Source organism: Bradyrhizobium liaoningense (genome assembly GCF_018130955.1).
GTDB lineage: Bacteria > Pseudomonadota > Alphaproteobacteria > Rhizobiales > Xanthobacteraceae > Bradyrhizobium > Bradyrhizobium liaoningense_C.
This window is the reverse complement of sequence record NZ_JAFCJM010000006.1, coordinates 124272-149444: the sequence shown is the minus strand read 5'-3', so window position 1 is coordinate 149444 and position 25173 is coordinate 124272. Positions and strand designations below refer to the sequence as shown.

At 65.4% G+C, this 25173-nt stretch carries 24 protein-coding genes; 12 read left to right on the top strand and 12 right to left on the bottom strand.

Annotated elements, in window-relative coordinates:
* Positions 1 to 132: 132 nt before the first annotated feature.
* Positions 133 to 1629 (bottom strand): leucyl aminopeptidase, encoded by a 1497-nt coding sequence (locus JQ632_RS07360; RefSeq protein ID WP_212401621.1) that lies wholly within the window; start codon positions 1627 to 1629, stop codon positions 133 to 135.
* Positions 1630 to 1957: 328 nt separating this feature from the next.
* On the opposite strand from JQ632_RS07360, the gene lptF reads away from it, so the two are divergent.
* The 7 genes from lptF (at position 1958) to JQ632_RS07325 (ending at position 10769) form a co-directional block, all read left to right on the top strand.
* Entirely contained in the window at positions 1958 to 3127 is a 1170-nt protein-coding gene (gene lptF, locus JQ632_RS07355; RefSeq protein WP_212401620.1) for an LPS export ABC transporter permease LptF, read from the top strand.
* Positions 3124 to 4221: an LPS export ABC transporter permease LptG gene (gene lptG / locus JQ632_RS07350; protein ID WP_212401619.1), complete on the top strand. Its 1098-nt coding sequence runs from the start codon at positions 3124 to 3126 to the stop codon at positions 4219 to 4221. Before lptF ends, lptG begins: the two co-directional genes overlap by 4 nt.
* Positions 4221 to 6719, top strand: coding sequence for an LPS-assembly protein LptD (locus JQ632_RS07345; protein ID WP_212401618.1), 2499 nt, complete (start codon positions 4221 to 4223; stop codon positions 6717 to 6719). The genes lptG and JQ632_RS07345 overlap by 1 nt, the downstream gene beginning before the upstream one ends.
* A gap of 79 nt (positions 6720 to 6798) precedes the next feature.
* Entirely contained in the window at positions 6799 to 7749 is a 951-nt protein-coding gene (locus JQ632_RS07340; protein WP_212401617.1) for a peptidylprolyl isomerase, read from the top strand.
* On the top strand, positions 7749 to 8819 hold the full coding sequence (gene pdxA / locus JQ632_RS07335) for a 4-hydroxythreonine-4-phosphate dehydrogenase PdxA (RefSeq protein WP_212401616.1): 1071 nt from the start codon (positions 7749 to 7751) through the stop codon (positions 8817 to 8819). The genes JQ632_RS07340 and pdxA overlap by 1 nt, the downstream gene beginning before the upstream one ends.
* On the top strand, positions 8819 to 9679 hold the full coding sequence (rsmA, locus tag JQ632_RS07330; RefSeq protein ID WP_212401615.1) for a 16S rRNA (adenine(1518)-N(6)/adenine(1519)-N(6))-dimethyltransferase RsmA: 861 nt from the start codon (positions 8819 to 8821) through the stop codon (positions 9677 to 9679). The genes pdxA and rsmA overlap by 1 nt, the downstream gene beginning before the upstream one ends.
* A 31-nt stretch (positions 9680 to 9710) precedes the next feature.
* A complete protein-coding gene (locus tag JQ632_RS07325; protein WP_212401614.1) occupies positions 9711 to 10769 on the top strand; it encodes an alcohol dehydrogenase in 1059 nt (352 codons plus the stop codon).
* 38 nt (positions 10770 to 10807) lie between these two features.
* Here JQ632_RS07325 and JQ632_RS07320 read toward each other — a convergent pair whose 3' ends face one another.
* Together JQ632_RS07320 and JQ632_RS07315 are read right to left on the bottom strand one after the other, a co-directional pair.
* A complete protein-coding gene (locus JQ632_RS07320; RefSeq protein ID WP_212401613.1) occupies positions 10808 to 11527 on the bottom strand; it encodes a hypothetical protein in 720 nt (239 codons plus the stop codon).
* A gap of 90 nt (positions 11528 to 11617) precedes the next feature.
* The gene (locus JQ632_RS07315) at positions 11618 to 12136 is read right to left on the bottom strand and encodes a helix-turn-helix domain-containing protein (protein ID WP_212401612.1); all 519 of its coding nucleotides are present in this window, start codon (positions 12134 to 12136) and stop codon (positions 11618 to 11620) included.
* A gap of 310 nt (positions 12137 to 12446) precedes the next feature.
* Between JQ632_RS07315 and JQ632_RS07310 the strand changes: the two genes are divergently transcribed.
* Positions 12447 to 13700: a hypothetical protein gene (locus JQ632_RS07310; RefSeq protein ID WP_212401611.1), complete on the top strand. Its 1254-nt coding sequence runs from the start codon at positions 12447 to 12449 to the stop codon at positions 13698 to 13700.
* Here JQ632_RS07310 and gmk read toward each other — a convergent pair.
* The 9 genes from gmk to JQ632_RS07265 all read right to left on the bottom strand — a co-directional run bounded on the left by gmk (position 13633) and on the right by JQ632_RS07265 (position 22308).
* On the bottom strand, positions 13633 to 14292 hold the full coding sequence (gene gmk, locus JQ632_RS07305; protein ID WP_212401610.1) for a guanylate kinase: 660 nt from the start codon (positions 14290 to 14292) through the stop codon (positions 13633 to 13635). The two genes, JQ632_RS07310 and gmk, sit on opposite strands and share 68 nt — an antisense overlap.
* A gap of 3 nt (positions 14293 to 14295) precedes the next feature.
* Entirely contained in the window at positions 14296 to 15183 is an 888-nt protein-coding gene (locus JQ632_RS07300) for a YicC/YloC family endoribonuclease (protein WP_212401609.1), read from the bottom strand.
* 112 nt (positions 15184 to 15295) lie between these two features.
* The gene (gene mltG / locus JQ632_RS07295) at positions 15296 to 16573 is read right to left on the bottom strand and encodes an endolytic transglycosylase MltG (protein WP_212401608.1); all 1278 of its coding nucleotides are present in this window, start codon (positions 16571 to 16573) and stop codon (positions 15296 to 15298) included.
* Between the two features lie 135 nt (positions 16574 to 16708).
* A complete protein-coding gene (gene fabF / locus JQ632_RS07290; RefSeq protein WP_212401607.1) occupies positions 16709 to 17974 on the bottom strand; it encodes a beta-ketoacyl-ACP synthase II in 1266 nt (421 codons plus the stop codon).
* Between the two features lie 103 nt (positions 17975 to 18077).
* On the bottom strand, positions 18078 to 18317 hold the full coding sequence (locus tag JQ632_RS07285; RefSeq protein WP_008130699.1) for an acyl carrier protein: 240 nt from the start codon (positions 18315 to 18317) through the stop codon (positions 18078 to 18080).
* Between the two features lie 300 nt (positions 18318 to 18617).
* The gene (gene fabG / locus JQ632_RS07280) at positions 18618 to 19355 is read right to left on the bottom strand and encodes a 3-oxoacyl-[acyl-carrier-protein] reductase (protein WP_212401606.1); all 738 of its coding nucleotides are present in this window, start codon (positions 19353 to 19355) and stop codon (positions 18618 to 18620) included.
* 74 nt (positions 19356 to 19429) lie between these two features.
* The gene (gene fabD, locus JQ632_RS07275) at positions 19430 to 20389 is read right to left on the bottom strand and encodes an ACP S-malonyltransferase (protein ID WP_212401605.1); all 960 of its coding nucleotides are present in this window, start codon (positions 20387 to 20389) and stop codon (positions 19430 to 19432) included.
* 167 nt (positions 20390 to 20556) lie between these two features.
* The gene (locus tag JQ632_RS07270) at positions 20557 to 21579 is read right to left on the bottom strand and encodes a fatty acid desaturase family protein (protein ID WP_212401604.1); all 1023 of its coding nucleotides are present in this window, start codon (positions 21577 to 21579) and stop codon (positions 20557 to 20559) included.
* A 3-nt stretch (positions 21580 to 21582) separates the two neighbouring features.
* On the bottom strand, positions 21583 to 22308 hold the full coding sequence (locus JQ632_RS07265) for a TetR/AcrR family transcriptional regulator C-terminal domain-containing protein (RefSeq protein ID WP_212401603.1): 726 nt from the start codon (positions 22306 to 22308) through the stop codon (positions 21583 to 21585).
* A 351-nt stretch (positions 22309 to 22659) separates the two neighbouring features.
* Here JQ632_RS07265 and rpsF point away from each other — a divergent pair, with 351 nt between their 5' ends.
* The 4 genes from rpsF (at position 22660) to rplI (ending at position 25148) form a co-directional block, all read left to right on the top strand.
* Complete coding sequence (gene rpsF / locus JQ632_RS07260; protein WP_212401602.1) at positions 22660 to 23142, top strand: 30S ribosomal protein S6; 483 nt, start codon at positions 22660 to 22662, stop codon at positions 23140 to 23142.
* Positions 23143 to 23147: 5 nt separating this feature from the next.
* A complete protein-coding gene (gene rpsR, locus JQ632_RS07255) occupies positions 23148 to 23387 on the top strand; it encodes a 30S ribosomal protein S18 (RefSeq protein WP_011441353.1) in 240 nt (79 codons plus the stop codon).
* 131 nt (positions 23388 to 23518) lie between these two features.
* The gene (locus JQ632_RS07250) at positions 23519 to 24490 is read left to right on the top strand and encodes a DUF2232 domain-containing protein (RefSeq protein WP_212401601.1); all 972 of its coding nucleotides are present in this window, start codon (positions 23519 to 23521) and stop codon (positions 24488 to 24490) included.
* 52 nt (positions 24491 to 24542) lie between these two features.
* The gene (gene rplI, locus JQ632_RS07245; protein WP_212401600.1) at positions 24543 to 25148 is read left to right on the top strand and encodes a 50S ribosomal protein L9; all 606 of its coding nucleotides are present in this window, start codon (positions 24543 to 24545) and stop codon (positions 25146 to 25148) included.
* Positions 25149 to 25173: the final 25 nt, after the last annotated feature.

Here is a 25173-nt window from a genome sequence, read left to right as displayed (position 1 = left end):
CAGGTTGAATCGTCATCGCGCTTTAGCTCTTTGTTTGAGCATGATCTCCGCGCAAACGCGTTCCGCGTTTGTCGCGAGGGAAAACCGCTGCGCACTTTGCGCAAACGCGGCCCTTCGGGTCCGGATCATGCTTTAGCCTTCGTAGTGGTCGGCGACCAGGCGGTCGAGCAGCCGCACGCCATAGCCCGATCCCCAGCTCTGGTTGATGTCGGTCTTCGGCGCGCCCATCGCGGTGCCGGCAATGTCCAGATGCGCCCAGGGCGTGTTGTCGACGAAGCGTTGCAGGAACTGCGCGGCCGTGATCGAGCCGCCATGACGCCCGCCGGTGTTCTTCATGTCGGCGAACTGGGAATCGATCAGCTTGTCGTATTCGGGGCCGAGCGGCATGCGCCAGACCTTTTCGCCGCTCTCCGCCCCCGCCTTCGACAGCCGCTCGGCGAGCTCGTCATTGTTGGAGAACATGCCGGCGTGCTCGGTGCCGAGCGCGACCATGATGGCGCCGGTGAGCGTGGCGAGATCCACCATGAATTTCGGTTTCACCTTCTTGGCCACGTACCAGAGCACGTCGGCGAGCACGAGGCGGCCCTCCGCGTCGGTATTGATGATCTCGATGGTCTGGCCCGACATCGAGGTGACGATGTCGCCGGGCCGCTGCGCGTTGCCGTCGGGCATGTTCTCGACCAGACCGATGGCGCCGACCGCGTTGACCTTGGCCTTGCGCGCGGCAAGCGCGTGCATCAGGCCGACAACGCAGGCCGCCCCGCCCATGTCGCCCTTCATGTCCTCCATGCTGCCGGCCGGCTTGATCGAGATGCCGCCGGTGTCGAAGCAGACACCCTTGCCGACAAAGGCAACGGGCGCCGCGCCCTTCCTGCCGCCGTTCCAGCGCATGATCACGGTGCGGCTCGGCCGCGCCGAGCCCTGGCCGACACCGAGCAGCGCGCCCATGCCGAGCTTGTGCATCGCCTTGACGTCGAGAACCTCGACCGCGACGCCCAGCTTGCGCAACTGGCTCGCGCGCTTCGCGAACTCTTCGGGGTAAAGCACGTTCGGCGGCTCGTTGACGAGGTCGCGCGCGATGATCACGCCGTCGACGACATGGCTCGCCGGCGCAAAGGCTTTTTTCGCAGCGGCAACGTCGGCGACCGCGAGCGAGACGTCGGCGCGAAGAGCGCCCTCCTCGCCGTCCTTCTTCTTGGTCTTGTAGCGATCGAACTTGTAGGCGCGCAGCCGCAGGCCGGAGCCGATCGCGACCAGTTGCTCGCCGGTCATGGCGCCATCGGGCCGTTCGGCCATGATGGTCATGCCGCCATTTCCGGCCGCAAGCTTGCCGGCCGCAACGCCGCCGAATTTGAGGAAATCGTTGATCTTGAGCGCGGAAGCCTTGCCGGTGCCGATCACGATCAGGCGCGAGGCCTTCAACCCCTCCGGCGCCAGGATATCGAGGGCTGCGCCGCTTTTGCCCTTGAACTGGCTCGCCGCGGCCGCCCGCTTGACGAGATCGGTCGCCGCCCCCAGCACGTTTGATGTCGCCGGGCCGAACTTCAGACCATCGTCACAAAACGCCACCAGAATGCCCCGGGGGGCGGTCGAAAACGGGACGAAGCCGACCTTGACGGCGTCGGACATGGATAACTCCTCCAAAAGACGGGGCTTTTTTGCCGCCTGCGGACGGCGCCGCAGCGGCTTCCTGAACCGCGATTCACTGATCTTGCCGCACTATGGCCCGACCGGACGGGCAATGCCAAGCGCCGCCCGTGGCGCCAAGGCCACAACGAGGGAAATATTAACCATATCCTAACGGTGCCATGGGGCAGCCATTTTGTTGACGGATCAAAGGGATGGTAGTGAGAGATTAGTCGGTGGAAGAGCGGTGAATCGGCCCTTGGGGATCCCCATTCGGGGATGGGTCGGATAGCGCGAAGTCCGGTTGGGGTTGGAGCACGTACGGTCGCAGATGGGGTCGATCGACAGGTATATTTTCCGCACGACGCTGGCGTCGTTTGCGCTGGTCCTGGTCAGCCTCACCGGCGTGATCTGGATTACGCAGGCGTTGCGCGGCATCGACCTGATGACGAGCCAGGGTCAGACCATCCTGACCTTCCTCGGCATCACCGGTCTCGTGATCCCGGCGCTCATCCTGATCATCTCGCCGATCGCGCTGATGATCGCGATCTCGCACACGCTGAACAAGCTCGCGACCGATTCCGAGATCATCGTGATGAATGCCGCCGGCTTCTCGCCGTTCCGGCTGTTCTATCCGTTCTTCTATGCCACCTGCGTGGTGGCGCTGCTGGTCGCCTTCATCGCGGCCTATCTCGCCCCCGACGGCATGCGCCGCATCAAGCAGTGGGACGCCGAGATCACCGCCGACGTGCTCACCAACATCCTGCAGCCCGGCCGCTTCGCCCAGCTCGACCAGAACCTCACGATCCGGATCCGCGAGCGCCAGCCCGGCGGCGTGCTGGCCGGCATCTTCATCGATGACCGCCGCGATTCCAAGGAGCGCAACTCGATCGTCGCCGAGCGCGGCACCGTGGTGAAGAGCGGCAACGGATCGTTCCTGGTGCTCGAGGACGGCAATCTGCAGCGTTTTGAGACCGGCAAGCGCGACCCGGCGCTGGTGACCTTCAGCCGCCACGCCTTCGACATGTCGAAATTCTCCAACCAGGGTCACGATGTCACGCTCGGCATCCGCGAGCGCTACCTCTGGGAGCTGTTCTCTCCATCTGAGGACGACCCGGTCTACAAGCAGGTGCCCGGCCAGTTCCGCTCGGAGCTGCATGACCGCATCATGGCGCCGCTGTATCCGTTCGCCTTCGCCGCGCTGACCTTCGCCTTCCTCGGCGCGCCGCGCACCACGCGCCAAAGCCGCAACTTCTCGATCGGCGGCTCGATTCTGGCGGTGTTCGGCCTGCGCATGGCGGGTTTTGCCTGCTCGGTGATGGCGGTGAAATCGCCGGTCGCGCCCCTCATCCAGTACGCCATGCTGTTCGCCGCCATCGGCGGCGGGGTTTGGATGATCGTCGCCGGCATCGTGGTCGAGCCGCCGCCGGCGCTGCTCGAGGCCATCAACAGGTCGAACGCGCGCATCGCGCGGCTGTTCGGCCGGCCGGTGACCGCATGAGCATGCTCACCAACACGCTCGGCCGTTATTTTGCGGGCCGCTTCGTCATCAACGCGCTCGGCGTGTTCGCGAGCATTTTCGTGCTGCTCGTGCTGGTCGACTACATCGAGATGGTGCGCAAGACTTCGGGTCTTGCCAACGCCTCCGCGATCACGATTGCCGAGACTTCGCTGTTCCGCGTTCCGCAACTCCTGGAGAAGCTGACGCCGTTCTGCATGCTGATCGGCGCCATGACCTGCTATCTCGCGCTGTCCCGGCGGCTCGAGCTCGTGGTGGCGCGCGCCGCCGGCATCTCGGCCTGGCAGTTCATCTCGCCCGCGCTCGGCAGCGCGCTCCTGATCGGCTTCATCGCCACCGTCGCCTACAATCCGATGTCGGCGAACCTGCGCGAGCTGTCCAAGCGCATGGAGGCCGAGCTGTTCGGCTCGACGCCGGGCGGCGGCATCCAGGACGCCTCGGGCTTCTGGCTCAACCAGATCACCAATGACGGCCAGGTGATCATCAACGCCGCGCGCAGCGAGAAGCAGGGCGTGCGCCTGACCGGCCTGACGCTGTTCCGTTTCGACACGGACTTCCACTTCAAGGAGCGGATCGAGGCGCGCGAGGCGACGCTCGAGGACGGCCATTGGCTGTTCAAGAACGTCCGCCGCTACGCGCTGGATGCGCCGCCGGTGGATCAGGCCAGCATGGCGATTCCGACCGCACTCACCGAGGCGCAGGTCCGCAACAGCTTTTCCACACCCGAAACTGTGTCCTTTTGGCAACTACCGAGCTACATCCGCTCCTCGGAAAGCTCGGGCTTCGCGACAGCCGGATATCGACTCCAGTATCACAAGCTTGTGGCGCAGCCGTTTTTGCTCGCAGCCATGGTGATGCTGGCGGCCTCCGTGTCGTTGCGCTTCTTCCGGATGGGCGGCGTGCAGAAGATGGTTTTGAGTGGCGTGGGCGCAGGGTTTCTGCTCTACGTTCTGTCCAAAGTTACTGAGGATTTGAGCAAGGCTGAGTTGATGCATCCGATCGCTGCGGCGTGGTTGCCCGTTGTGGTGGGCGGCCTCACCGGCTTTTTGGCCTTGCTCTATCAGGAGGACGGTTAGTGACTGCCGTCCGACGAGGGCTCGTGTCTGCGTTGGCGCGGCGCACCGAGGTGCGCGCGAACGATGGCGGCTTGCCTGTGAGCAAGGTCCTGGTTGCGTTCCTGGCCGCGCTGGCGCTGGCCGGGCTGGCCGATCTCGCGACCGTGACGCCCGCGGCCGCCCAGAGCTTCACCTACAATCCGCTGCCGCCGCGTCCCAAGCCGCCGAAGGCCGCCAATGACGGGCAGATGCTCGTGCAGGCGGTCGAGGTCGACTACGACTACAACAACTCGCGCGTCTCGGCGGTCGGCAACGTCCAGATGTTCTACAACGGCACCAGCGTCGAGGCCGACAAGGTCATCTACGACCAGAAGACCAAGCGGCTGCATGCCGAAGGCAACATCCGCATGACGGATGCCGACGGCAAGATCACCTATGCCGAGATCATGGATCTGTCAGACGACTACCGTGACGGCTTCGTTGATTCGCTGCGCGTCGACACCGCCGACCAGACGCGGATGGCGGCGACCCGCGCCGACCGCTCCAGCGGCAACTACACGGTGTTCGAGAACGGCGTCTACACGGCCTGCGCGCCCTGTAAGGACGATCCCAAGAAGCCGCCGCTCTGGCAGGTCAAGGGTGCCCGCATCATCCACGACCAGCAGGAGAAGATGCTGTATTTCGAGGCGGCGCAGCTCGAATTCTTCGGCGTGCCGCTGGCCTACATGCCGTATTTCTCGACGCCCGATCCGACCGTGAAGCGCAAGACCGGCTTCCTGATGCCGGGCTTCACCTCGAGCACGACCACGTTCGGCTACGGCGTCGAAGTCCCGTTCTACTGGGCGATCGCGCCGGACTACGACCTCACGCTCAACCCGCGCATCACGACGAAGCAGGGCGTGCTGTTCCAGGCCGAATTCCGCCAGCGCCTGATGGACGGAGCGTACTCGATCCGCGCCTATGGCATCGACCAGCTCGATCGCAGCGCGTTCTCCGGACTGCCCGGCGACCGCCAGTTCCGCGGCGGCGTCGAAACCAGGGGCCAGTTCGCGCTGAACGACAAATGGGTCTGGGGCTGGGACGGTGTCCTGCTCTCCGATTACTACTTCATGTCGGACTACCGCCTGGCCCAGTACCGCGACCCGTTCTCATCGTTCCTGCTGCTGCCGACGGAAGCCCTGTCGCAGCTCTATCTGACCGGCGTCGGCAACCGCAGCTTCTTCGACGTGCGGACGATGTACTATCTGAGCTTCTCGGGTAACCAGAGCCAGGTGCCGGTCGTCTGGCCGGTGCTCGACTATTCGAACGTGCTCAACTACCCCGTCTTCGGCGGCGAGTTCAGCTACAAGACCAACTTCCTCAACCTGTCGCGCGAGACCGCCGTGTTCGATCCGATCACGACGCTCGCCAACACCAACAGCCTGTGCACGACCACGTCGGCCGATCCGCTCGCGCGCACTCCCTCGCAATGCCTGTTGCGCGGCTTCCCCGGCACCTACACCCGCCTGACGGCGGAGGCGCAGTGGCGCAAATCGTTCACCGATCCGTTGGGCGAGATCTGGACGCCGTTCGCGAGCCTGCGCGCCGACGCCATCAACTCCTCGGTCTCCAACCAGCCGGGCGTGTCGAACTATCTGCCGGTCGGCGACACCCAGGCGATGCGGCTGATGCCGACGGTTGGCCTCGAATACCGCTATCCCTTCATCAACGTTCAGCCGTGGGGCACGACCACCCTCGAGCCGATCGCGCAAGTCATCATCCGGCCGAACGAAACCTATGCCGGCAAGCTTCCCAACGAGGACGCGCAGAGCATGGTGTTCGACGCCAGCAACCTGTTCAGCGTCGACAAGTTCTCCGGCTACGACCGCGTCGAGGGCGGCGGCCGCGCCAATGTCGGCGTGCAGGCCACCACGCAGTTCGACAAGGGCGGCTCGGTCAACGTCCTGTTCGGCCAGTCCTACCAGCTCTTCGGCCTGAACTCCTTCGCGGTGCAGGACGAGATCAACACCGGCCTCAACTCCGGACTCGACAAGCCGCGCTCCGACTACGTCGCGCGCGTGAACTACTCGCCGAACCGTACCTACACGTTCAGCGTCCGCACCCGGCTCGACGAGCAAACCTGGAACGTGCAGCGCTTCGAGGCCGAAGGCCGCGCCAATTTCGACCGCTGGTCAGTCAGCATGATCTACGGCAATTACGCGGCGCAGCCGGAGCTCGGCTATCTGACGCGGCGCGAAGGCATCCTCACCTCGGGCTCGCTAAAGGTCGCTGCCAACTGGGTGGTCCAGGGCTCGGCGCGCTGGGACCTCGAGGCCAACAAGATCAACCAGTACGTGGTCGGCGCCGGCTACGTCGACGATTGCTTCGTGTTGGCAGCGAACTATGTAACCTCCTATAGCTACACCGCCGGAACGACCCCGCCGACATTGAGCCACGCGTTCATGTTCCAGTTCGGCCTACGGACATTGGCAACCTCCTCGGCCGCGGCGACGGGCAGTTCCAGCGGCTTTATGCAGTAGTGATGCGTATGACGCCCCGGCCCCGGGAGCTCTCCGATCGCAAGATCAACTCACCCTGGCTGACATACGAGCGACAAAGATGACGACCCGATCGCCAGTGCACCACATCCTCCGCTTCGCCCTTGCCTTGACCATGGGCGCCGGATTGCTGCTGATCGGCGGCACGGCGCCGTCGCGGGCGCAGAACATCGTGCTCATGGTCAACGGCGAGCCGATCACCGATTTCGACATCGAGCAGCGCGGCAGGCTGGACGAACTGGTAACGCACAAGAAGCCGGGCCGCCAGGAGATCATCAACGAGCTGATCGACGACAAGGTGAAGATCAAGGAAGGCAAGAAATACGGCGTCGATCCCGGCCCCGCCGACGTCGACGGGTCCTATTCCGGCATGGCCTCGCGCATGCGGATCACCACGGACCAGCTCACCAAATCGCTCGAGGTCAAGGGGATCCGCCCGGAAACGCTGAAGAGCCGTATGCGCGCGGAGATGGTCTGGACCAGCCTCGTGCGCGGCCGTTACAAGGAGCGCCTGCAGGTCGGCGAAAAGGACGTTGCCGACAAGGTGCAGGCCGAGAACGGCGAGAAACTCCAGGTCGAGGGTTTCGAGTACAAGATGCAGCCGATCGTGCTGGTGGTGCCGCGCGGCTCGTCCGACGCTTCGCTCGAGGCGCGCAAGAAGGAAGCCGAACTCTACCGTTCGCGCGTCGGGAGCTGCGACGAAGCCAACTCCCTGTTCCGCTCGACGCCGAACGCCGCGATCCGCGACAGCGTGACCAAGACCACCGCGGACCTGCCGGAGCCGCTGCGCAAGGTGCTCGACGACACGCCGGTCGGCCATCTCACCCCGCCCGAGGTGACCAAGCAGGGCATCGAGATGGTAGTGCTGTGCTCGCGCAAGCCGACCATGATCGACACGCCGAAGAAGCGCGAGATCCGCGAGAAGATGTACGTCGAGAAATACGAGAAGACGCAGAAGGCGTATCTCGATGAAATCCGCAAGGCGGCGATGATCGAATATCGCAATCGCTGATGGCCAGGCCCTCTTCCGTAAAGCCTTCCGCAAAGCCCCTCGCGCTGACATTGGGTGAGCCCGCCGGCATCGGCCCCGACATCGCGATCGCAGCATGGCGCAAGCGGCGCGAGCTGAATCTACCGTGCTTCTACCTGCTCGGCGACGAGGCGGTGATCGCGCGGCGCGCCAAATCGCTCGGCGCCGACATCCGCATCGCGACCGTGCCGAGCCACGAAGCGGCAGCCGCCTTCGCCGATGCCCTGCCCGTGGTTGCAATCGGAGTGACGGCCACCGCAGAGCCCGGCCGGCCCGATGACACGAGCGCGCCTGCCGCGCTCGCCTCTATCCGCCAGGCCGTCACCGACGTCGTCGAGGGGCGCGCCGCGGCCGTCGTGACCAATCCGATCGCCAAGAGCGTGCTCTACCGGGCCGGCTTCCGCCATCCCGGCCACACCGAATTTCTGGCGGAGCTCGCGGGAGCCGGTTCGCGTCAGGAAAACGCGACAAAACGAGAAGTTGGCCGCGACGGCCGCGTGCCGCAGCCGGTGATGATGTTGTGGTCGCCGGCGCTCGCCGTGGTGCCCGTGACCATCCATCTGTCGCTGCGCGACGCGCTGGCGCAATTGTCGTCGGAGCTGATCGCCTCGACGGTGCGCATCGTCGCAGCCGAGTTGAAGGCGCATTTCGGCATCGCACGCCCCCGCATCGCGATCTCCGGCCTCAACCCGCATGCCGGCGAGGACGGCTCGCTCGGCCATGAGGAGCAGACCATCGTGACGCCGGCGATCAAGCTGCTGCGCGCCGAAGGCATCGAAGCCAGGGGGCCACTCCCGGCGGACACCATGTTCCACGAAGCAGCGCGCGAGACCTATGACTGCGCGGTCTGCATGTATCACGACCAGGCGCTGATCCCGATCAAGACGCTGGCCTTCGACGATGCGGTCAACGTCACGCTCGGCCTGCCTTTCATCCGGACCTCGCCGGATCACGGCACCGCCTTCGACATCGCCGGCACCGGCAAGGCGAACCCTGCAAGCCTGATTGCAGCACTCCAGCTTGCGAGCCGCATGTCGGCTGCCAAGACCTGATGAGCGCGATCGACGACCTCCCGCCGCTGCGCGAGGTCATCCGCCAGCACGCCCTGTCGGCGCGTAAATCGCTCGGCCAGAATTTTCTGCTCGATCTCAACCTGACCGCACGCATCGCGCGCGCGGCAGCTCCCCTCGAGGACGCGACCATCGTCGAGATCGGTCCGGGTCCCGGCGGATTGACCCGCGCGCTGCTGGCGCTGGGCGCGGCCCGCGTCATCGCAATCGAGCACGACGAGCGGGCGATCCCGGCCTTGAAGGATATTTCCGCGCGCTATCCGGGGCGGCTCGAGATCGTGCATGCGGACGCCATGACGTTCGACCCACGGCCGCTGCTCGGCGGCGTCAAGGCGAAGATTGTCGCCAACCTGCCCTACAACATTGCGACCCAGCTCCTGATCGGCTGGCTCACGGCTGAGCCCTGGCCGCCCTGGTACGAGATGATGGTCTTGATGTTCCAGCGCGAGGTCGCCGAGCGCATTGTCGCGCGCGAGGATGAAGACGCCTATGGCCGTCTCGGCGTGCTCGCCAATTGGCGCGCCGAGACAAAGATCTTGTTCGACATCTCGCCGTCCGCCTTCGTGCCGCCGCCGAAGGTCACCTCGTCCGTCGTGCGCCTCGTGCCGCGCGCCGCACCTGAACCCTGCGATCGCCGGCTGCTCGAACAGGTCGCCGCAGCGGCCTTCGGCCAGCGCCGCAAGATGCTGCGGCAGAGCCTCAAGTCGCTGCAGGCCGATCCGGCGCGGCTGGCGCAGGCCGCCGGCGTCGATGCGACGCGGCGCGCGGAGACCATTCCGGTCTCCGGCTTTGTTGCCATGGCGCGTGAATTGGCGGATATACGACGCGAAAGCTCAAACTAGCTGAAGCCTAAAAAATTCCGGAGGAAGGAAAATGGCGTTGATGCGTCGGCAGTCTCTGGTGAAGTTCGATGCGCCGCTGTGCGAGACCATCGTCGATACACCCAAGCCGCAAGGGCGCGAGGTGCTGGTGCGCATCGAGCGCTGCGGCCTGTGCCATTCCGACCTGCACATCCAGGACGGCTATGCCGATCTCGGCGGCGGCAAGAAGCTCGACACCACGCGCGGCATGACGCTGCCCTTCACGCTCGGCCACGAGATCGCCGGCGTCGTCGAAGAGGTGGGTGCAGACGTTCCGGCCGGACTCATCGGGGCCAAGCGCGCGGTGTTTCCGTGGATCGGCTGCGGCCAGTGCCGCGACTGCAAGAACGGCGACGAAAATCTCTGCGCCAAGCAGCGTTTTCTCGGCGTCTCCATCGACGGCGGTTTTGCCACCCATGTGCTGGTACCCGACGCAAAATATCTCCTCGAATACGATCCCCTGCCCGTCAACCAGGCCGCGACGCTGATGTGCTCGGGCGTAACTGCCTATGGCGCGCTCAAGCGTCTCGTCGACCGTCCGCGCCAGCGCAATCTGCTGCTGATCGGGCTTGGCGGCGTCGGCATGATGGGGCTGTCATTCGCGCAAGCCATGTTTAAGCAGCCGATCACGGTTGCCGATCTCAGCCCGGCCGCGCGCGAGACTGCGCTGAAGAACGGCGCTGCGAACGCCTACGATCCGGCAGAGCCCGAAGTGATCCGCCGCATCCTGAAGGAGACCGACGGCGGCTTTGACGAGGTCGTCGATTTCGCCGGCAACGAGAAGTCGATGGCGTTTGCGGTCGCGGTCGCCGCCCGCGGCGGCAAGGTCGTGGTGTCGGGCCTGATGGGCGGCCAGTTCACGCTGCCGATGGTGCAGTGGGTCTACAAGCGCCTCACCGTCGAAGGCTTTATGGTCGGCACGCTCACTGAGGCCCACGAGCTGATGGCGCTCGCCCGCGCCGGCAAGATCAAGCCGCCCCCGATGCGCGAGGAGCCGATGGCCGACGTCCAGAAATGGATCGATGAACTGCGCGCCGGCAAGGTGGTTGGCCGCATCGTGCTGAAGAACTGATCCGACGGCGACGGCGTCGGGGCCGCACGCGTCCGAAGCTATTTCAAGCTGACGAACCGCGACGGCCCGGGCACCACAGTCTTTGCAAGGTCCGCGACGAGCGGCGCCGCGTCGGGCAACGCAAGATCGGCGCCACCAGCGGCGAGCTCGCGCATGATCTCCCAGTCCTGCCGCGCCAGCACGTTGCGCACCGGCGCAACGCGCTCCGTGTAGAACTGCAAGAACAGCGGCCGCGGCGCCGGGTCCTTGAGCCGGTGACCCGGCACCGCCGCATTGACGTCGATCAGGCCCGCGGCAAGCGCCCTGTGCAAGAGCTCGAGGGCCTGGGCGCTGGGAGGATTGGCTCCGTCGTTCCGGTAGCCTGCACTGGCGATGCAATCGACAAACGACCAGGCTTGCTCGGGTTCGAGCGGCCGAGCCGCGGCCGCGCGTCTGTCGATATCAGCGGTCCACTGAGCGAGCTCGCGCGCGAATGCGTCTTCCCGCTGCTGTTGCTCGGCCTCGCGCGTGGCATGCTCCACGGCCCTGACGCGGGTTTCGATCATCCCGGGTGCGACACCGGAAAGAGCCGTCAACCCGATCAGCACAAGCGCAAGTCCCGCACGCAGCGGAGTCAGTGCCGTCACGCGCCAGCAGAGAACGAGCACAGCGGCCGTCGACATGGCAGCCACGGCCAGCCCCGCGAGGGTGAGACGGTCGAGCTCAGCCCCCCTCTCGATCAAGAGGTTGTCGAGCCGAAAGCGGATCACGTTGAACACGCTCGCTGAAGCGACGAGGAGTTGCAAAACAAGAATGGGCAAGCGCATGCCGGTTTGGTCGGCGGAAACGACGTCTCGGTTCAGTCGCGCTCAATGCGCGGCGCCGCCGGCGTCCCTCAGCCTGGAAAGTTCACGCGCCGTCTCCAAAATCATGTCGATCCTCTGCTGCAGCCGCCGCTGCAGATCGGGAATATTGACCCTGTCGGTCACGCGATAGGCGTTTCCGATCCGCTCGACATAGCCCTGCTTGATCATCTCATCCAGCCGCCTCAGCACGGTCGGGCGCGGCAGCTTCAGCGCCTGTGCCACCGTGCTCGCCCGCACCGGCGAGCACATCGCGGTTCGCAGGAACAGGTATATGCCGATGGTGCGGAACGTGGCGCTGTCGTTCTGCCTGACGAAGTCCGCGCCATAGTCGTCGTTGATGCTGCGGATCAGGCCGAGATAGAGCCGGCTCAGCAGCATCCGCTCCCGGGCCATTTCGATCCGGGCAGGCGGTTGAACGGTATCGAGAAGAACGAACTCTTCGCCTGCTGCCGCCCACATCGCGTGGTCGTCGGGGCGGCTCGTGTCGGGCTGTTTTTGAAGGGCCTGATTTTGAAGGGTCATGGCCGTGCTCCGTCAAACGACATCGCGGGACAGAGCTTACAGCGCGAGCGCCCCAAACGATAGGCGCTGTGCATTTGGGGAAAAAGCGGTTCCGGAACCTTCCGCCGCGCCAACCGGATGCTCGGGAACATGGACTTCGACCGAGCGATAATCGCAGCGAAGATTTAGCAATTTTCACGGCGGAACAATCGTCGCGGAGGCCCGATTTAAGCCTCATCCTCTCCGGATTTGGGGCTCATTGCCACCCAAGTCTTTGACGAGATTGGCTCCCGTAACGTGGTGTTGCGTAAGGCGTAACCGGGAGACCAGGATGGGCAACCGAACCGCAAAGTTCATATCCGCACTTTTCGCCAGCGTGCTGGCGGGAGCACCGCTGACGGCGGTGTCGCAGAATGCGCCGAGCGCTCCGGCCGCGCCAAGCGCCGCTGCCAATGCGGCCGACGATTGCCTGGCCTCGCCGAAGAAGACGGCGCCCGAGGGCCAGCATTGGTACTACCGCGTCGAGCGCGGCACCAAGCGGCAGTGCTGGTATCTGCGCGCCGAGGGCACGAAGACCACAGAGACCGCGCAGGGCACACAGAAGGCCGATGCGCCCGCCCCGCGCTCGGTGCAGGACGCGCGCGCCGAATGGACGCAAGTCCGCACCGCGCAGGATACGACGGCATCGATTCCGGCGCCGAATACGGCCGCGGCTCAGCCCGTCGCCGGCCAACCTCCGGTCGCTCCGGACGGTGCCGAACAGCCCGCCCTCAACACGCGCTGGCCTGACGCCTCCACCGCAGTGGCGCCCGCCCCGCAGCCCGTCGCGCCCGCAACGAAACCGGCCGACGTACGCCCCGCTCCAAAGCCTGCGACCGCAGCCGCCGCGCCGGTGACGGCGGCGGCGGCGGACGCTCCCGCCGAGAAGCCGACGGGCTCGCTGCAGATGCTGTTCCTGGTGATCGGCGGCGCGCTGGCACTCGCCGGCATCATCGGCAGCGTGATCTATCGCTTCGCCGGCTCCCGCATGCGAACCCTGGCGCATGACGGCACGCGCCGCCGCGTCAATTGGGAGCCGCCGGCCGACAACGCCCGCGCGCCGTGGGCAGAAGCAGCCGCAACCGCCGCCCCGCGCTCGCAGCGGCTGCAGCGGCTCAAGCAGCTGCAGCGGCCGGAGCCGCTCGACTTCTCCTTCGCGCTCCCGCAGCCCCCGCAGCCGAAGCGCGACGCCGCTGCCGCGAGCGAGGCAACCGACATTCGCGTGAAGGACGCCGCCCTCGCGGTCAAGAACGGCATTCACGCAATGGATGACGCGGAGACAGCGGCGATCGCGTTCGACGAGGTCTTGTCGGAGCTTGAGGCGGAGATGACCGAAGCCAGGACGGAAGCCAAGACAAATGCCAAGACGGATGCCAAGACAGACGAGACCGACGATGCCGTCGACATCAACATCATCACCGAAATCTTGGAACGGTTGGCGAAGGAAGGACCGCGGCTGAGCGAGCCTCGACTTGAGCCTAACCTTGCAACTGGCTCTGCAGATTTCGCACGAAGCCGACAAGTCCAACGCGCCGCTCGCGCTTGAGACGCTCGGCCTTCAGGATCGACTGCACCTCGGCGAATGCTTCGTCGACGTCGTGGTTGATCACGATGTAGTCGTACTCGGCCCAGTGGCTCATCTCGTGGCTGGCGCGGCTCATCCGCTTGCGGATGACCTCGTCGGAATCCTGCGCCCGCGAGTGCAGCCGCTTTTCCAGATCGGCGGCCGACGGCGGCAGGATGAAGACGCTGACGACGTCGGCGCGGGCCTTCTCGCGCAATTGCTGGGTCCCCTGCCAGTCGATGTCAAACAGCACGTCCTGGCCGGCCGACAGCGCGGCCTCGACGGGGCTCCGCGGCGTCCCATAGCGGTTGTCGAAGACGGTCGCCCATTCCAGGAGCTCGTCCTGCTTCACCATCTGCTCGAAGCTGGGCTTGTCGACGAACAGATAGTCGCGTCCGTCGACCTCGCCGGGGCGCATTGGCCGCGTCGTCGCCGAGACCGACATCTTCAGCCCGCCCATGCGCTCGATCAGAAGCCGCGACAGCGTGGTCTTGCCCGCGCCCGAGGGCGACGACAGCACAAACATCAATCCGCGCCGCTCGACACCGTCATATCCGTGACCGCCCATAGTCATCGATCACTCCAGATTCTGGACCTGCTCGCGGAACTGCTCAACCACGTTCTTCATGGCAAGCCCCGTGTTGGTCAGCTCGATGTCGTTCGACTTCGAGCAGCAGGTGTTGACCTCGCGATGAAACTCCTGCGCCAGGAAGTCGAGCTTGCGGCCGATCGGGCCGCCCTTGCCGATCAGTTCGCGCGCCTGCGCGACGTGCGAGGCGATGCGGTCGAGCTCCTCGCGGATGTCGGCCTTGGTCGCGATCATCAGCGCCTCCTGGGTGAGCCGGTCGGCGTCGAAGCGATCGGACGTATCCAGGAGCGTCGCGATCTGCTCGGCGAGCCGCGCCCTGATCGCCTCCGGCTTGCGGCCCGGCGAAGCCTCCGCCTTCCTGGCCAGACCCTCGATCTCGTCCACGCGCTGGATGAGAATCTGTCCGAGCGAGGTGCCCTCCCGCTTGCGCATCTCGACGAGCTCGGCGAGCGCCTTGTCGAAGGCTTCGGCAACCGCGGCACGCGCCGCCTTGTCTTCGTCCTCGTTGCTCTCGGGCTCGGCGACCTCGATCACGCCCTTGATCGACAGCAGGCCGTCGATGCTCGGCGCCACCGCGTCGACCCTGCCGGACAACTGGGCCGCGACCTTCAGCACGGCGTTCAGCACGTCCTCGTTGATCCGCACCGTCGCTGCCGCGTTGGTGCGCTTGACGTTGAGATTGGCGTAGACCGTGCCGCGCGACAGCACCTCGCCGGCGCGCTTCTTGGCGTGGGCCTCGACCTCGTCAAAGCCCTGCGGCAGCCGCACGCGCAGGTCAAAGCCCTTGGCGTTGACCGACTTCAATTCCCATTCGAACGTGTAAGGCCCGCTCGCACCGTGGCTTCGGGCAAAGCCGGTCATGGACGACAGCGCCATCGGGTGAGCTTCTCCGGACAGATGAGATTCGCAAAGGCCATCAAGGCATGCGAATCTTAAGACTTTTTTGCAGGAAAGTGGAATCCGCGAAAGCCCGCGGGCGGCCCTGCGCCTAGCGCTGGACCACCGGCGGCGTGGTCTGGACGGCGCCCTGCCGCGCCGGCGCGGGCGGATTGGTGGCGGGCCGCGCCGCTGGCGGCTTCTTCTGCTGGGTCGGCCGCGTCGTTGCGGTCGGCGGGTTATCGGCCGGTGCGGGCACGGCCGCTGCCGGCGCCTGTGCGTCGTCGGCGGGCTCCACGGTGTCGTTCTGGATCTGCTTTTCCATCGCGCGCAGCTTTGCGACGTTCTTCTGGTGCGCGTCGTAGGTTTCCGTGAACGAATGGCCGCCGCTGCCGTCGGCGACGAAATAGAGGTCGCGGGTGCGGGCCGGATTGGCGGCGGCTTCGAGCGAGGCGCGGCCGGGATTGGAGATCGGCCCAGGCGGCAAGCCGTCGATTACATAGGTGTTGTAGGGCGACGGCTGGGTGATCTCGCTGCGCTTGATCGGACGGCCCAGCGTGCCCTTGCCGCCGACCAGGCCGTAGATGATGGTCGGATCGGACTGCAGCTTGATCTTCTGCTTCAGGCGGTTGGTGAAGACGGCGGCGACGCGGCTGCGCTCGTCGGGCTTGCCGGTCTCCTTCTCGACGATCGAGGCGAGCGTCACCAACTGCTCCGGCGACTTGATCGGAATGTCCTGGCTGCGGCGCTCCCAGATCTCGGCCAGCACGCGCTTATGCGTCTGCTGCATGCGCTGGATCACCTGCTCGCGCGTCGTCCCGCGCGGGAACTTGTAGGTCTCGGGCAGGAGCGTGCCCTCGCGCGGCACTTCGCGGACGCTGCCGGTGAAGATGTCGTTTTCGGACAGCCGCGCCACGATCTGCTCGGAGGTCAGGCCTTCCGGAATCGTAACGGCGTGCTGCACCACCTTGCCCTCGACGATGGTGGCGACGACGTCGCGCAGGCTTGCATTTTTCTGGAACGCGTATTCGCCCGGCTTGAGGTCCGAGCTCGCCTTCAGCGCAAACACGGCGGCGATGAAGACCCATGGATTGACGTCGGTGACGCCTTCCTTGTTCAGGGTATCGGCGATGTCGCGCTTGCCGGCGCGCGAGGGAATGTTGACGATCTTGTCTTCCTTCAGCGGACCTGCCGTCTCCAGGATTTGCCGGCCGTAATAATAGACGGCGCCGGCCCCGAGCATCGCGATCAGGAGAATGGTGATGATGGCGTTGCCGACGACCACGAAGGGATTGCGCGCGCGGTCCGACCGCTTCGGCGGCGGGGGCACCTGCTCAGGCTCCAGCGCAGCACGCGGACTCCGGGGCGAAATGGGCGGCCTTTCACTCATCGAAGCAACCTGAATCCTGCCGGTTCAATTGCGGCCTGACCAGCGCTCCCGCTGCGCTTGCCCTGCCAAAATTCACGCCCACGACTATGACTATCGCCGAATAAGGCAAAACGGTGGATTCGTTGCAAGCGCAAGCTAGTTGGCCAGGCGCCGGACGATCACCGAGGCATTGGTACCGCCAAATCCGAAAGAATTCGACAACGCCACGTTGATCTCGCGCTTCTTGGCCGTGTGCGGCACGAGATCGATGGCGGTGTCGACCGACGGGTTATCCAGATTGATCGTTGGCGGCACGATGTTATCGCGAATCGCAAGGATGGCGAAGATCGCCTCGATCGCACCGGCCGCACCGAGCAGATGCCCGGTCGACGATTTCGTCGAGGACATCGCGACCTTGGACGCTGCGTTGCCGAGCAGCCGTTCCACCGCGCCGAGCTCGATCTCGTCGCCGACCGGGGTCGAGGTGCCGTGCGCGTTGATGTAGTCGAGATCGGACGGCGTCAGCCCTGCACGCTTCAGCGCGGCCGACATGCTGCGGAAGCCGCCGTCGCCATCGGGCGATGGCGAGGTGATGTGATAGGCATCGCCCGACAGGCCGTAGCCGATCACCTCGGCGTAGATCTTGGCGCCGCGGCGCCTGGCGTGCTCGAGCTCCTCGAGGATCACGACGCCGGCGCCCTCGCCCATCACGAAACCGTCGCGGTCCTTGTCGTAGGGGCGCGAGGCCTTCTCGGGCGTTTCATTGAAGCCGGTCGACAGCGCACGCGCGGCGTTGAAGCCGGCGATGCCGATACGGCTGATCGGCGATTCGGCGCCGCCCGCGACCATCACATCGGCATCGCCGAGCGCAATCAGACGGGCCGCGTCGCCGATCGCATGTGCGCCGGTCGAACAGGCCGTCACCACCGAATGGTTCGGCCCCTTCAGCCCGTGCTCGATCGAGACGTAGCCGGAGGCGAGATTGATCAGTCGACCCGGAATGAAGAACGGCGAGACGCGGCGCGGGCCGCGCTCCTTCAAAAGGATCGCGGTCTCAGCGATGCCGTTGAGGCCGCCGATACCCGAGCCGATCATGGTGCCGGTCGCGCACTTGTCCTCTTCGCTCTCGGGATGCCAGTTGGCATCGTCCAGTGCCTGCTTCGCCGCCCCCATCGCGAAGATGATGAAGTCGTCGACCTTGCGCTGGTCCTTCGGCTCCATCCACTGGTCGGGATTGAAGCTGTCGTTGGAACCGTCGCCGCGCGGCACGTTGCAGGCGATCTTGGTCTGCAGATCGGAGACGTCGAACGACTCGATCTTGCGTGCACCGCTCTCGCTATTGAGGATGCGCTTCCAGGTCGGCTCGACGCCACACGCAAGGGGCGACACCATGCCGAGGCCCGTGACGACAACCCGCCTCATACCTCAACTCCGGTTCAAAAAATCCACGGCCGATAACAAGAAACCGGTGGACCGCGTTCCTGCGGTCCGTCCGGTTTCCATGTTGTACCGCGAAATGAGAGCCTTAGCTCTTCGCGTTCTTTTCGAGAAACTTCGTGGCGTCGCCGACGGTGAGAATCGTTTCCGCAGCGTCGTCCGGAATCTCGCAACCGAATTCCTCTTCGAACGCCATCACCAACTCGACGGTGTCCAGACTGTCGGCGCCGAGGTCGTCGATGAAGCTCGCAGCGTCGACAACCTTCTCGGGCTCAACACCAAGGTGTTCGACCACGATCTTCTTAACCCGCTCGCCAATGTCACTCATCGCTTAACCTCGTGTTTTTCCCTTGACCCGACCCCCCGGGACGATACGAGCCGTCGAGGTCGTTAAACTGCCTTCGCAATCGCGTACGAACTTTGGTTGGCCCCACCTAGCCGATGCAGGGCCTGGCGAACGACGGCCAAGGCTCCGCACCGCCAATATACAGGGTTTCCAAAACCTGCAATGGCGTTCTTTGCCCATCCGTTGCAGGTCCGGTTACCATACTTCAACTGCCTTGACTACAAGCCTCAATTCGCTCCGGAAACGGCTGTTTGCCGCATCCCGCCCGCCCTGCCGGGCAGCTCAGATCATGGCCATTCCGCCGTTCACGTGAATCGTTTGACCCGTGACATAGGCTGCTTCGTTCGAACTCAGATAGACGGCCGCAGCCGCAATATCCTCCGGGGTCCCCAGCCGGGCGGCGGGAACCTTGGTCAGAATCGTCTCGCGCTGCTTGTCGTTGAGCGCATCCGTCATCGGCGTCTTGATGAAACCGGGCGCGATGCAATTGGCGGTGACGCCGCGCTTGGCGTATTCGGCGCCGAGCGTCTTGATCATGCCGATCAATCCCGCCTTCGACGCGGTGTAGTTGCCCTGCCCCGGATTGCCGGTAACACCGACCACCGAGGTGATGGCGATAATGCGACCGAAGCGCTTGCGCATCATCAGCTTGGTGGCGGCGCGCGCCAGGCGGAAGGTCGCCGTCAAATTGACGTTGATGACTTCTTCCCAATCCTCATCGCGCAACTGCACGAAGAGATTGTCGCGGGTGATGCCGGCATTGGCGACGAGGATGTCGACCTGACCCATCGCGCCTTCCGCCGCGGGCACCAGCGCCTCGACCTCGTCGGCCTTGGAGAGGTTGCAGGGCAGCACGTGGGCGCGCTCGCCAAGCTTGCCGGCGAGCTCGTCCAGCACTTCCTTGCGCGTGCCCGAAATCGCTACCGTGGCACCCTGGGCGTGCAAGGCGGCCGCGATCGCGCCGCCGATGCCGCCGGTCGCACCGGTGACGAGCGCCTTCTTGCCAGTCAGATCGAACATCGAAAACTCCTCCAGAGCGTCTTCCAGCGAAGTGGAAACCGGTTCGCTTCAAGAAAACGCGTCAAAACACGAATCTAGGCCTGTTTCGAAGCGGCCAATGCATCCTTTGCGGCGGCAATATCGTTCGGACCGCCGACGGCGACACCGATGGCGCCATCAGCGATGCGCTTGACGAGGCCCGTGAGCACCTTGCCCGCGCCGATCTCGAAGAAGCGCGACACGCCTTGCCCGGCCATATAGGCAACCGACTCGCGCCAGCGCACGGTGCCCGTGACCTGCTCGACCAGACGGCGGCGGATCTCGTCGGGATCGGTGATGGCGCTCGCCAGCACGTTCGACACCAGCGGCGCCGCGGGCGCCTTGATCGTGACCCTGGCCAGCGCTTCCGCCATCGCGTCGGCGGCGGGCTGCATCAGCTTGCAATGGAACGGTGCGGACACCGGCAGCAGCATGGCGCGCTTTGCGCCCTTGCCCTTGGCGATCTCGACGGCGCGGTCAACCGCGGCCTTGTCGCCGGAGACAACCACCTGACCGCCACCATTGTCATTGGCCGCCTGGCAGACCTGGCCCTGGGCGGCCTCCTGGGCGACCTCCATCGCAGCCTCGTAATCGAGGCCGAGCAGCGCGGCCATGGCGCCGGCACCGACCGGCACCGCCTTTTGCATCGCAAGGCCCCGGGTGCGCAGCAGGCGCGCGGTGTCCGAAATCGTCAGGCTTCCGGCGGCGGCCAGCGCCGAATACTCGCCGAGCGAGTGTCCCGCGACAAAAGCCGCGTCCCGCCCCACGGAAAATCCAGCCTCGGACTCGAGCACGCGCAAGGTCGCGAGCGAGACCGCCATCAGCGCCGGCTGGGCGTTCTCGGTGAGCTGGAGGGTCTCGGCCGGGCCGTCCCAGATGATCGCCGTCAGCTTCTCGCCGAGCGCCGCATCGACCTCGTCGAACACCGCGCGCGCGGCGGGAAACGCGTCTGCCAGGGCCTTGCCCATGCCGACGGCCTGGGACCCCTGCCCCGGAAATGTGAATGCTGCCGTCATCGGCGCTCCCTGGCTTGTTTGAGCCGGACCTGTCTCGAAACCCGCCAGCCGCTTTACGCCCGGCACGAGCTCCTGGTTCCACAATATGCTCTAGAGGGGGCCGTAAGACACTGACCGGGGCCGGGATGTCAAGCCGCGAACCCTACCGGGGCGGGTAAAACGGGGGGCTAGAAGCCGCCCGCCTTTTGATCCGCGCCGACCTCGGCCCCTGCCCGCGCACGGCGGGCGCTGCTCGCCAGCTGTCCCGGGCGATCCTCCTGGTTCGGCTTGCCGGTCGCGAGCCGCAGCACGGCCAGATAGTTCGGCTGCACCTCCATGCGATCAGCATGCGTCTTGCTGAGGATGCGGTGCACGCACGGCAGGTTGTAGCAGGGGACGTAGAACAGCAGATGATGCTCGAGGTGGTAGTTCACGTAGTACGGCGCGATGAACAGACGCTCGAGAAAGTTGGCGTGCGTGGTGCGGGTGTTGCGCAGGGGATCGCTGCTGTCGGGGACGACGGCGTGCTCGGCGATGTTGCGTATGCGCGTGATGACCATCTGCCAGGTCAGGAGCGGAACCAGCCAGAGCAGCGGATAAGCCCACCAGACCCCTAGCGCCGCGAGGCTCGCGAACAGGATCGCGTTGACGACGCATTGCGGTCCGAGCTTTTGCCAGAAATGCGCGGCGCGTTGCGTCAGCGGCCACTCCTTCGGGCCGAGCGCATTGAGCAGTTGCGCCTTGCGCTGCTGATAGCCGGTCTGCCCGGTGAGATCGCGGATAAACTTGCGGCGATAGCTCAATTGGGTGATCGGGAACGGCGCCGACAGCACGAGGTCGGGATCGTCTTCCTGCTGCGTGCGCGCGTGGTGCTGCAGATGATAGCGGCGATAGGCGCGCGTCTCCGCAAAAATGGGATAGGCGCAGAACCACTGGCTGAGGGTCAAATTGGTGTTCTCGTTCGCCGACAGGCAGCCATGCGCACCGTCATGCATGAGGATCGCAAGGCCCAGCTGGCGCGAGCCGATGATCCCGACCGCGAGCAGATAGGTCAGCGGATTGGGCCACCACGCCACCAGCGCGATCGCGCCCAGGATCAGCGCCCAGGCGTGCGCGATCAGCGCGACGCCCTTCCAGGTCACGCGCTCGCGCACGGCGACGAGTTCGTCCTCGCTCAGGAAATCGCGGGCTCGCATGCGAAGCGCGGTCATGGCTCAGCTCTCCCCGTCCGATGGCGTTGATGTCGATGCATTGGGATCGTCCACGAGACGCAGGCGGGCGCCTTCATTGGTGGTCGTCTTATCCGCTCGCGCCTGGTCGCCCAGCACGCGCAGCAGCTCGCTGCATAGTTGGTCGGGCGATCGGCCCATGGCGTAGCCTTCGAGGATGACGCCGATCGCAACCGCCCAGAACCGCCGCGAGCTCTCGTCGGGCGCGCGCAGGGATCGCCAGCCATGGCGCTCAACCTGGCTCGCATAGGCGCGCGCGCCTTCGCTGTGCAGCCGCTCGATGGTGCGCTCGACCAGCGGCGCCAGATCGGGCCGGCGCCGTGTCAGCGTCAGCGCTTCGGCGAAGAACGCCACCGAATCGGTTGCCGTTACGGTTTCGGCGAGCGCGCGCGTGTAGTCGCGTGGCGTATGCGCCTTCAGCGCCGCCTGCTCCGTGGTGCGGGCAAGATAGAGAAGATCACGGCAGGCGCATTCGACGAACAGCGCTTCCTTGGTGCGGAAGTAATAGGTGATCTGGCTCGGGAACGCGTCGGCCGCGGTCGCGATGTCGGAAATCGAGGTCCCGGCGAGCCCCCGCTCCTTGAACAGGGGACTTGCCGCATCGAGCAGCAGCGACCGCATCTTGCGCCCCGCCGAGCGGGTGGCGCGGGCCGCGTGCTTGGGATCGCCGGCCTGCCCTTCCAACGGAGCCTGGATCGTCTTGGCCGCCATGGGGCCCTCCCTTGCATTCTTTGTATGTCATACAAACAAATAATGCAAGCCGGTAATTTTGAACCGTTGGCAATGGATGGGCCCCCGGGAGCCACCAGGAAACACCGGGGGTCAAAACCTGGTCCCAGAACCTTGCCAAGACGGCCAAAATCCGTATAAAGCGCGCCATCCGCAGATCCCGGCCGGGAGCTGAACGGACGGTCTCAGCAAACTCACATGTTGATTTTGATGTGGCAGGGCCAGTCGGCCCGTCGTCCCGTGCTTCCGCCTTCTGAGCTTATCCCGAGTCCTTTCCGAAGGCCTCGAAGGGCTTGCCGCCGGGTGACGCGCCAACACTAGGAAAGGACAACCATGCCTCTTTATGAGCATGTCTTCCTCGCGCGCCAGGACGCGAGCCCGCAGCAGGTCGAAGAGCTGACGACGCAGATGACCGGCATCGTCGAAGGTCTCGGCGGCAAGGTCACCAAGACCGAGAATTGGGGCGTTCGCTCCCTCACCTACCGCATGAACAAGAACCGCAAGGCGCACTTCGTGCTGCTCAACATCGACGCGCCGTCCGCGGCGATCGCCGAGATCGAGCGCCAGGAGCGCATCAGCGAAGACGTGATCCGCTATCTCAGCGTCCGCGTCGAGGAGCTCGAGGAAGGCCCGTCGGCGATGATGCGCAAGACGGATCGCGATCGCGAGCGTGACGACCGTGGCGGCGGCTTCCGCGGCGAGCGTGAGGGTGGCTTCCGCGGCGACCGCGAAGGCGGCTTCCGTGGCGACCGCGGTGATCGCGGCCCGCGCCGTCCCCGCGAAGAAGCTGAAACCACCACCTCGGACGAGGAGTAAGAACAATGGCTGAAGCTGGCGCCCGCCGTCCGTTTTTCCGTCGCCGCAAGACCTGCCCGTTCACGGGTCCGAACGCGCCGAAGATCGACTACAAGGATTCCAAGCTGCTGATGCGTTACGTCTCCGAGCGCGGCAAGATCGTGCCGAGCCGCATCACGGCCGTATCCGCCAAGAAGCAGCGTGAACTCGCCCGCGCCATCAAGCGCGCGCGTTTCCTGGGCCTCTTGCCCTACGTGATCCGCTGATACGACGATTTCGATCGGCGGCGATGAGCCGCCGATCGACACTTTCTTGAACTCAAGAGGCTTCCGGGTCGTCCGGTTGCCGATGGTTGGGGCTGATGGCCTCTAACCGCTCGAAGGGAGCGGGACAGCTGATGATGGTATTTGGACTCATAGCCCTGATCGCCGGCGCCGCGTCGGCCCTGATGTTCGCCTCGATCGTCTCGGGCGCGCTGATCTCGCTCGTCCTGTTCTATCTCGCGCCGTTGCCGCTGATGGTGGCCGCGATCGGCTGGGGCCCGCTCGCCGCGAGTTTTGGCGGCATTGCCGCCGCGATTGGGCTCGGGGCCCTTTTCGGCCTGCCCTACTGCATCGCCTTTGCCGTGACCATCGCACTGCCCGCCTGGTGGCTCGGCCATCTCGTGCTGCTCGGCCGCCCCGTGGACGTGCCGGCAAACGGCACCGCGTCCGCCGAACCCGAGATCGAATGGTACCCACTCGGTCGCATCCTGCTCTGGATCGCAGGCTTTGCCACGCTGACGACGATGGCCGCGCTGCTCACGCTCGGCACCGACGCCGACAGCATCACCAGCACCTTGCGTCGCGGCCTGCTGCGCATCCTCAGGGCCAGCGATTCGCCGATCACCGGCGAGACCGATCAATTCGTCGACGCGCTGGTCAAGATCGCGCCGGCCGCGGCCACGATCGTGTCGATGATGACGCTGACGCTCAATCTCTGGCTCAGCGCCAAGGTGACGGCGACCTCGGGCCGGCTGCGCCGCCCCTGGCCGGACATGATGAGCGCTGCGCTGCCGCCGATGACGCTCGCGGTGCTCTGCGTCGCCATCGCGCTCTGCTTCACCAGCGGTCTCGTCGCGATGATCGCGCAGATCCTCTCGACGGCGCTGATGCTGGCCTATGCCCTGACCGGCTTTGCGGTGCTGCATACGCTGACGCTCGCGCTGAAGAGCCGGGCGTTCTGGCTCGGCTCGACCTACGCGATGGTCGTCGTTTTCGGATGGCCCGTGCTGGCGATGGTGATCCTCGGACTTGCGGATGCCGTGTTCGGCTTCCGCGAACGCTATTTGCGCAACCGGTCGCAACCGCCGCCGCTACCGACCCCTTAAGTCCACCTTCGAACAACCAACCAACTCAGACCACTTCAAAAGGAGAACGATTATGGAAGTCATTTTGCTGGAACGCGTGAACAAGCTCGGCCAGATGGGCGAAGTCGTGAAGGTTCGCGACGGCTATGCCCGCAATTTCCTGCTCAAGCGCGGCAAGGCGCTGCGCGCCACTGCCGACAACCGCGCCAAGTATGACGGCATGAAGGCCGAGCTCGAGGCCCGCAACCTTCAGTCCAAGGCCGAGGCGTCCAAGGTCGCCGAGAAGATCCAGGGCAAGAACATCATCGTGATCCGCCAGGCCTCGGAGGCCGGCCAGCTGTTTGGCTCGGTCACGGTGCGTGACGTGGTCACCGCCTTCGAAGCCGACGGTGTCTCGCTGTCCCGTCCGCAGGTGCAGCTCGACGCGCCGATCAAGACCATCGGCAAGCACGCCATCACGGTCGCCGTTCACCCCGAGGTCGAGGTCGAGGTCACCGTCACGGTTGCGCGCAGCCAGGACGAGGCCGAGCGCATCAACCGCGGCGAGGACATCTCGACCCGCAACGAGGACCGCGACGCCGCTGCCGAAGCGATTGCCGCTGCCGGCGAGTTCTTCGATCCGGAAGCCCACCACGACGACGTGCAGCCGGCTCCGGCCGCGGAAGCGACCGAGAAGTAGCGCCATACTCGTCATGCGCGGGCTT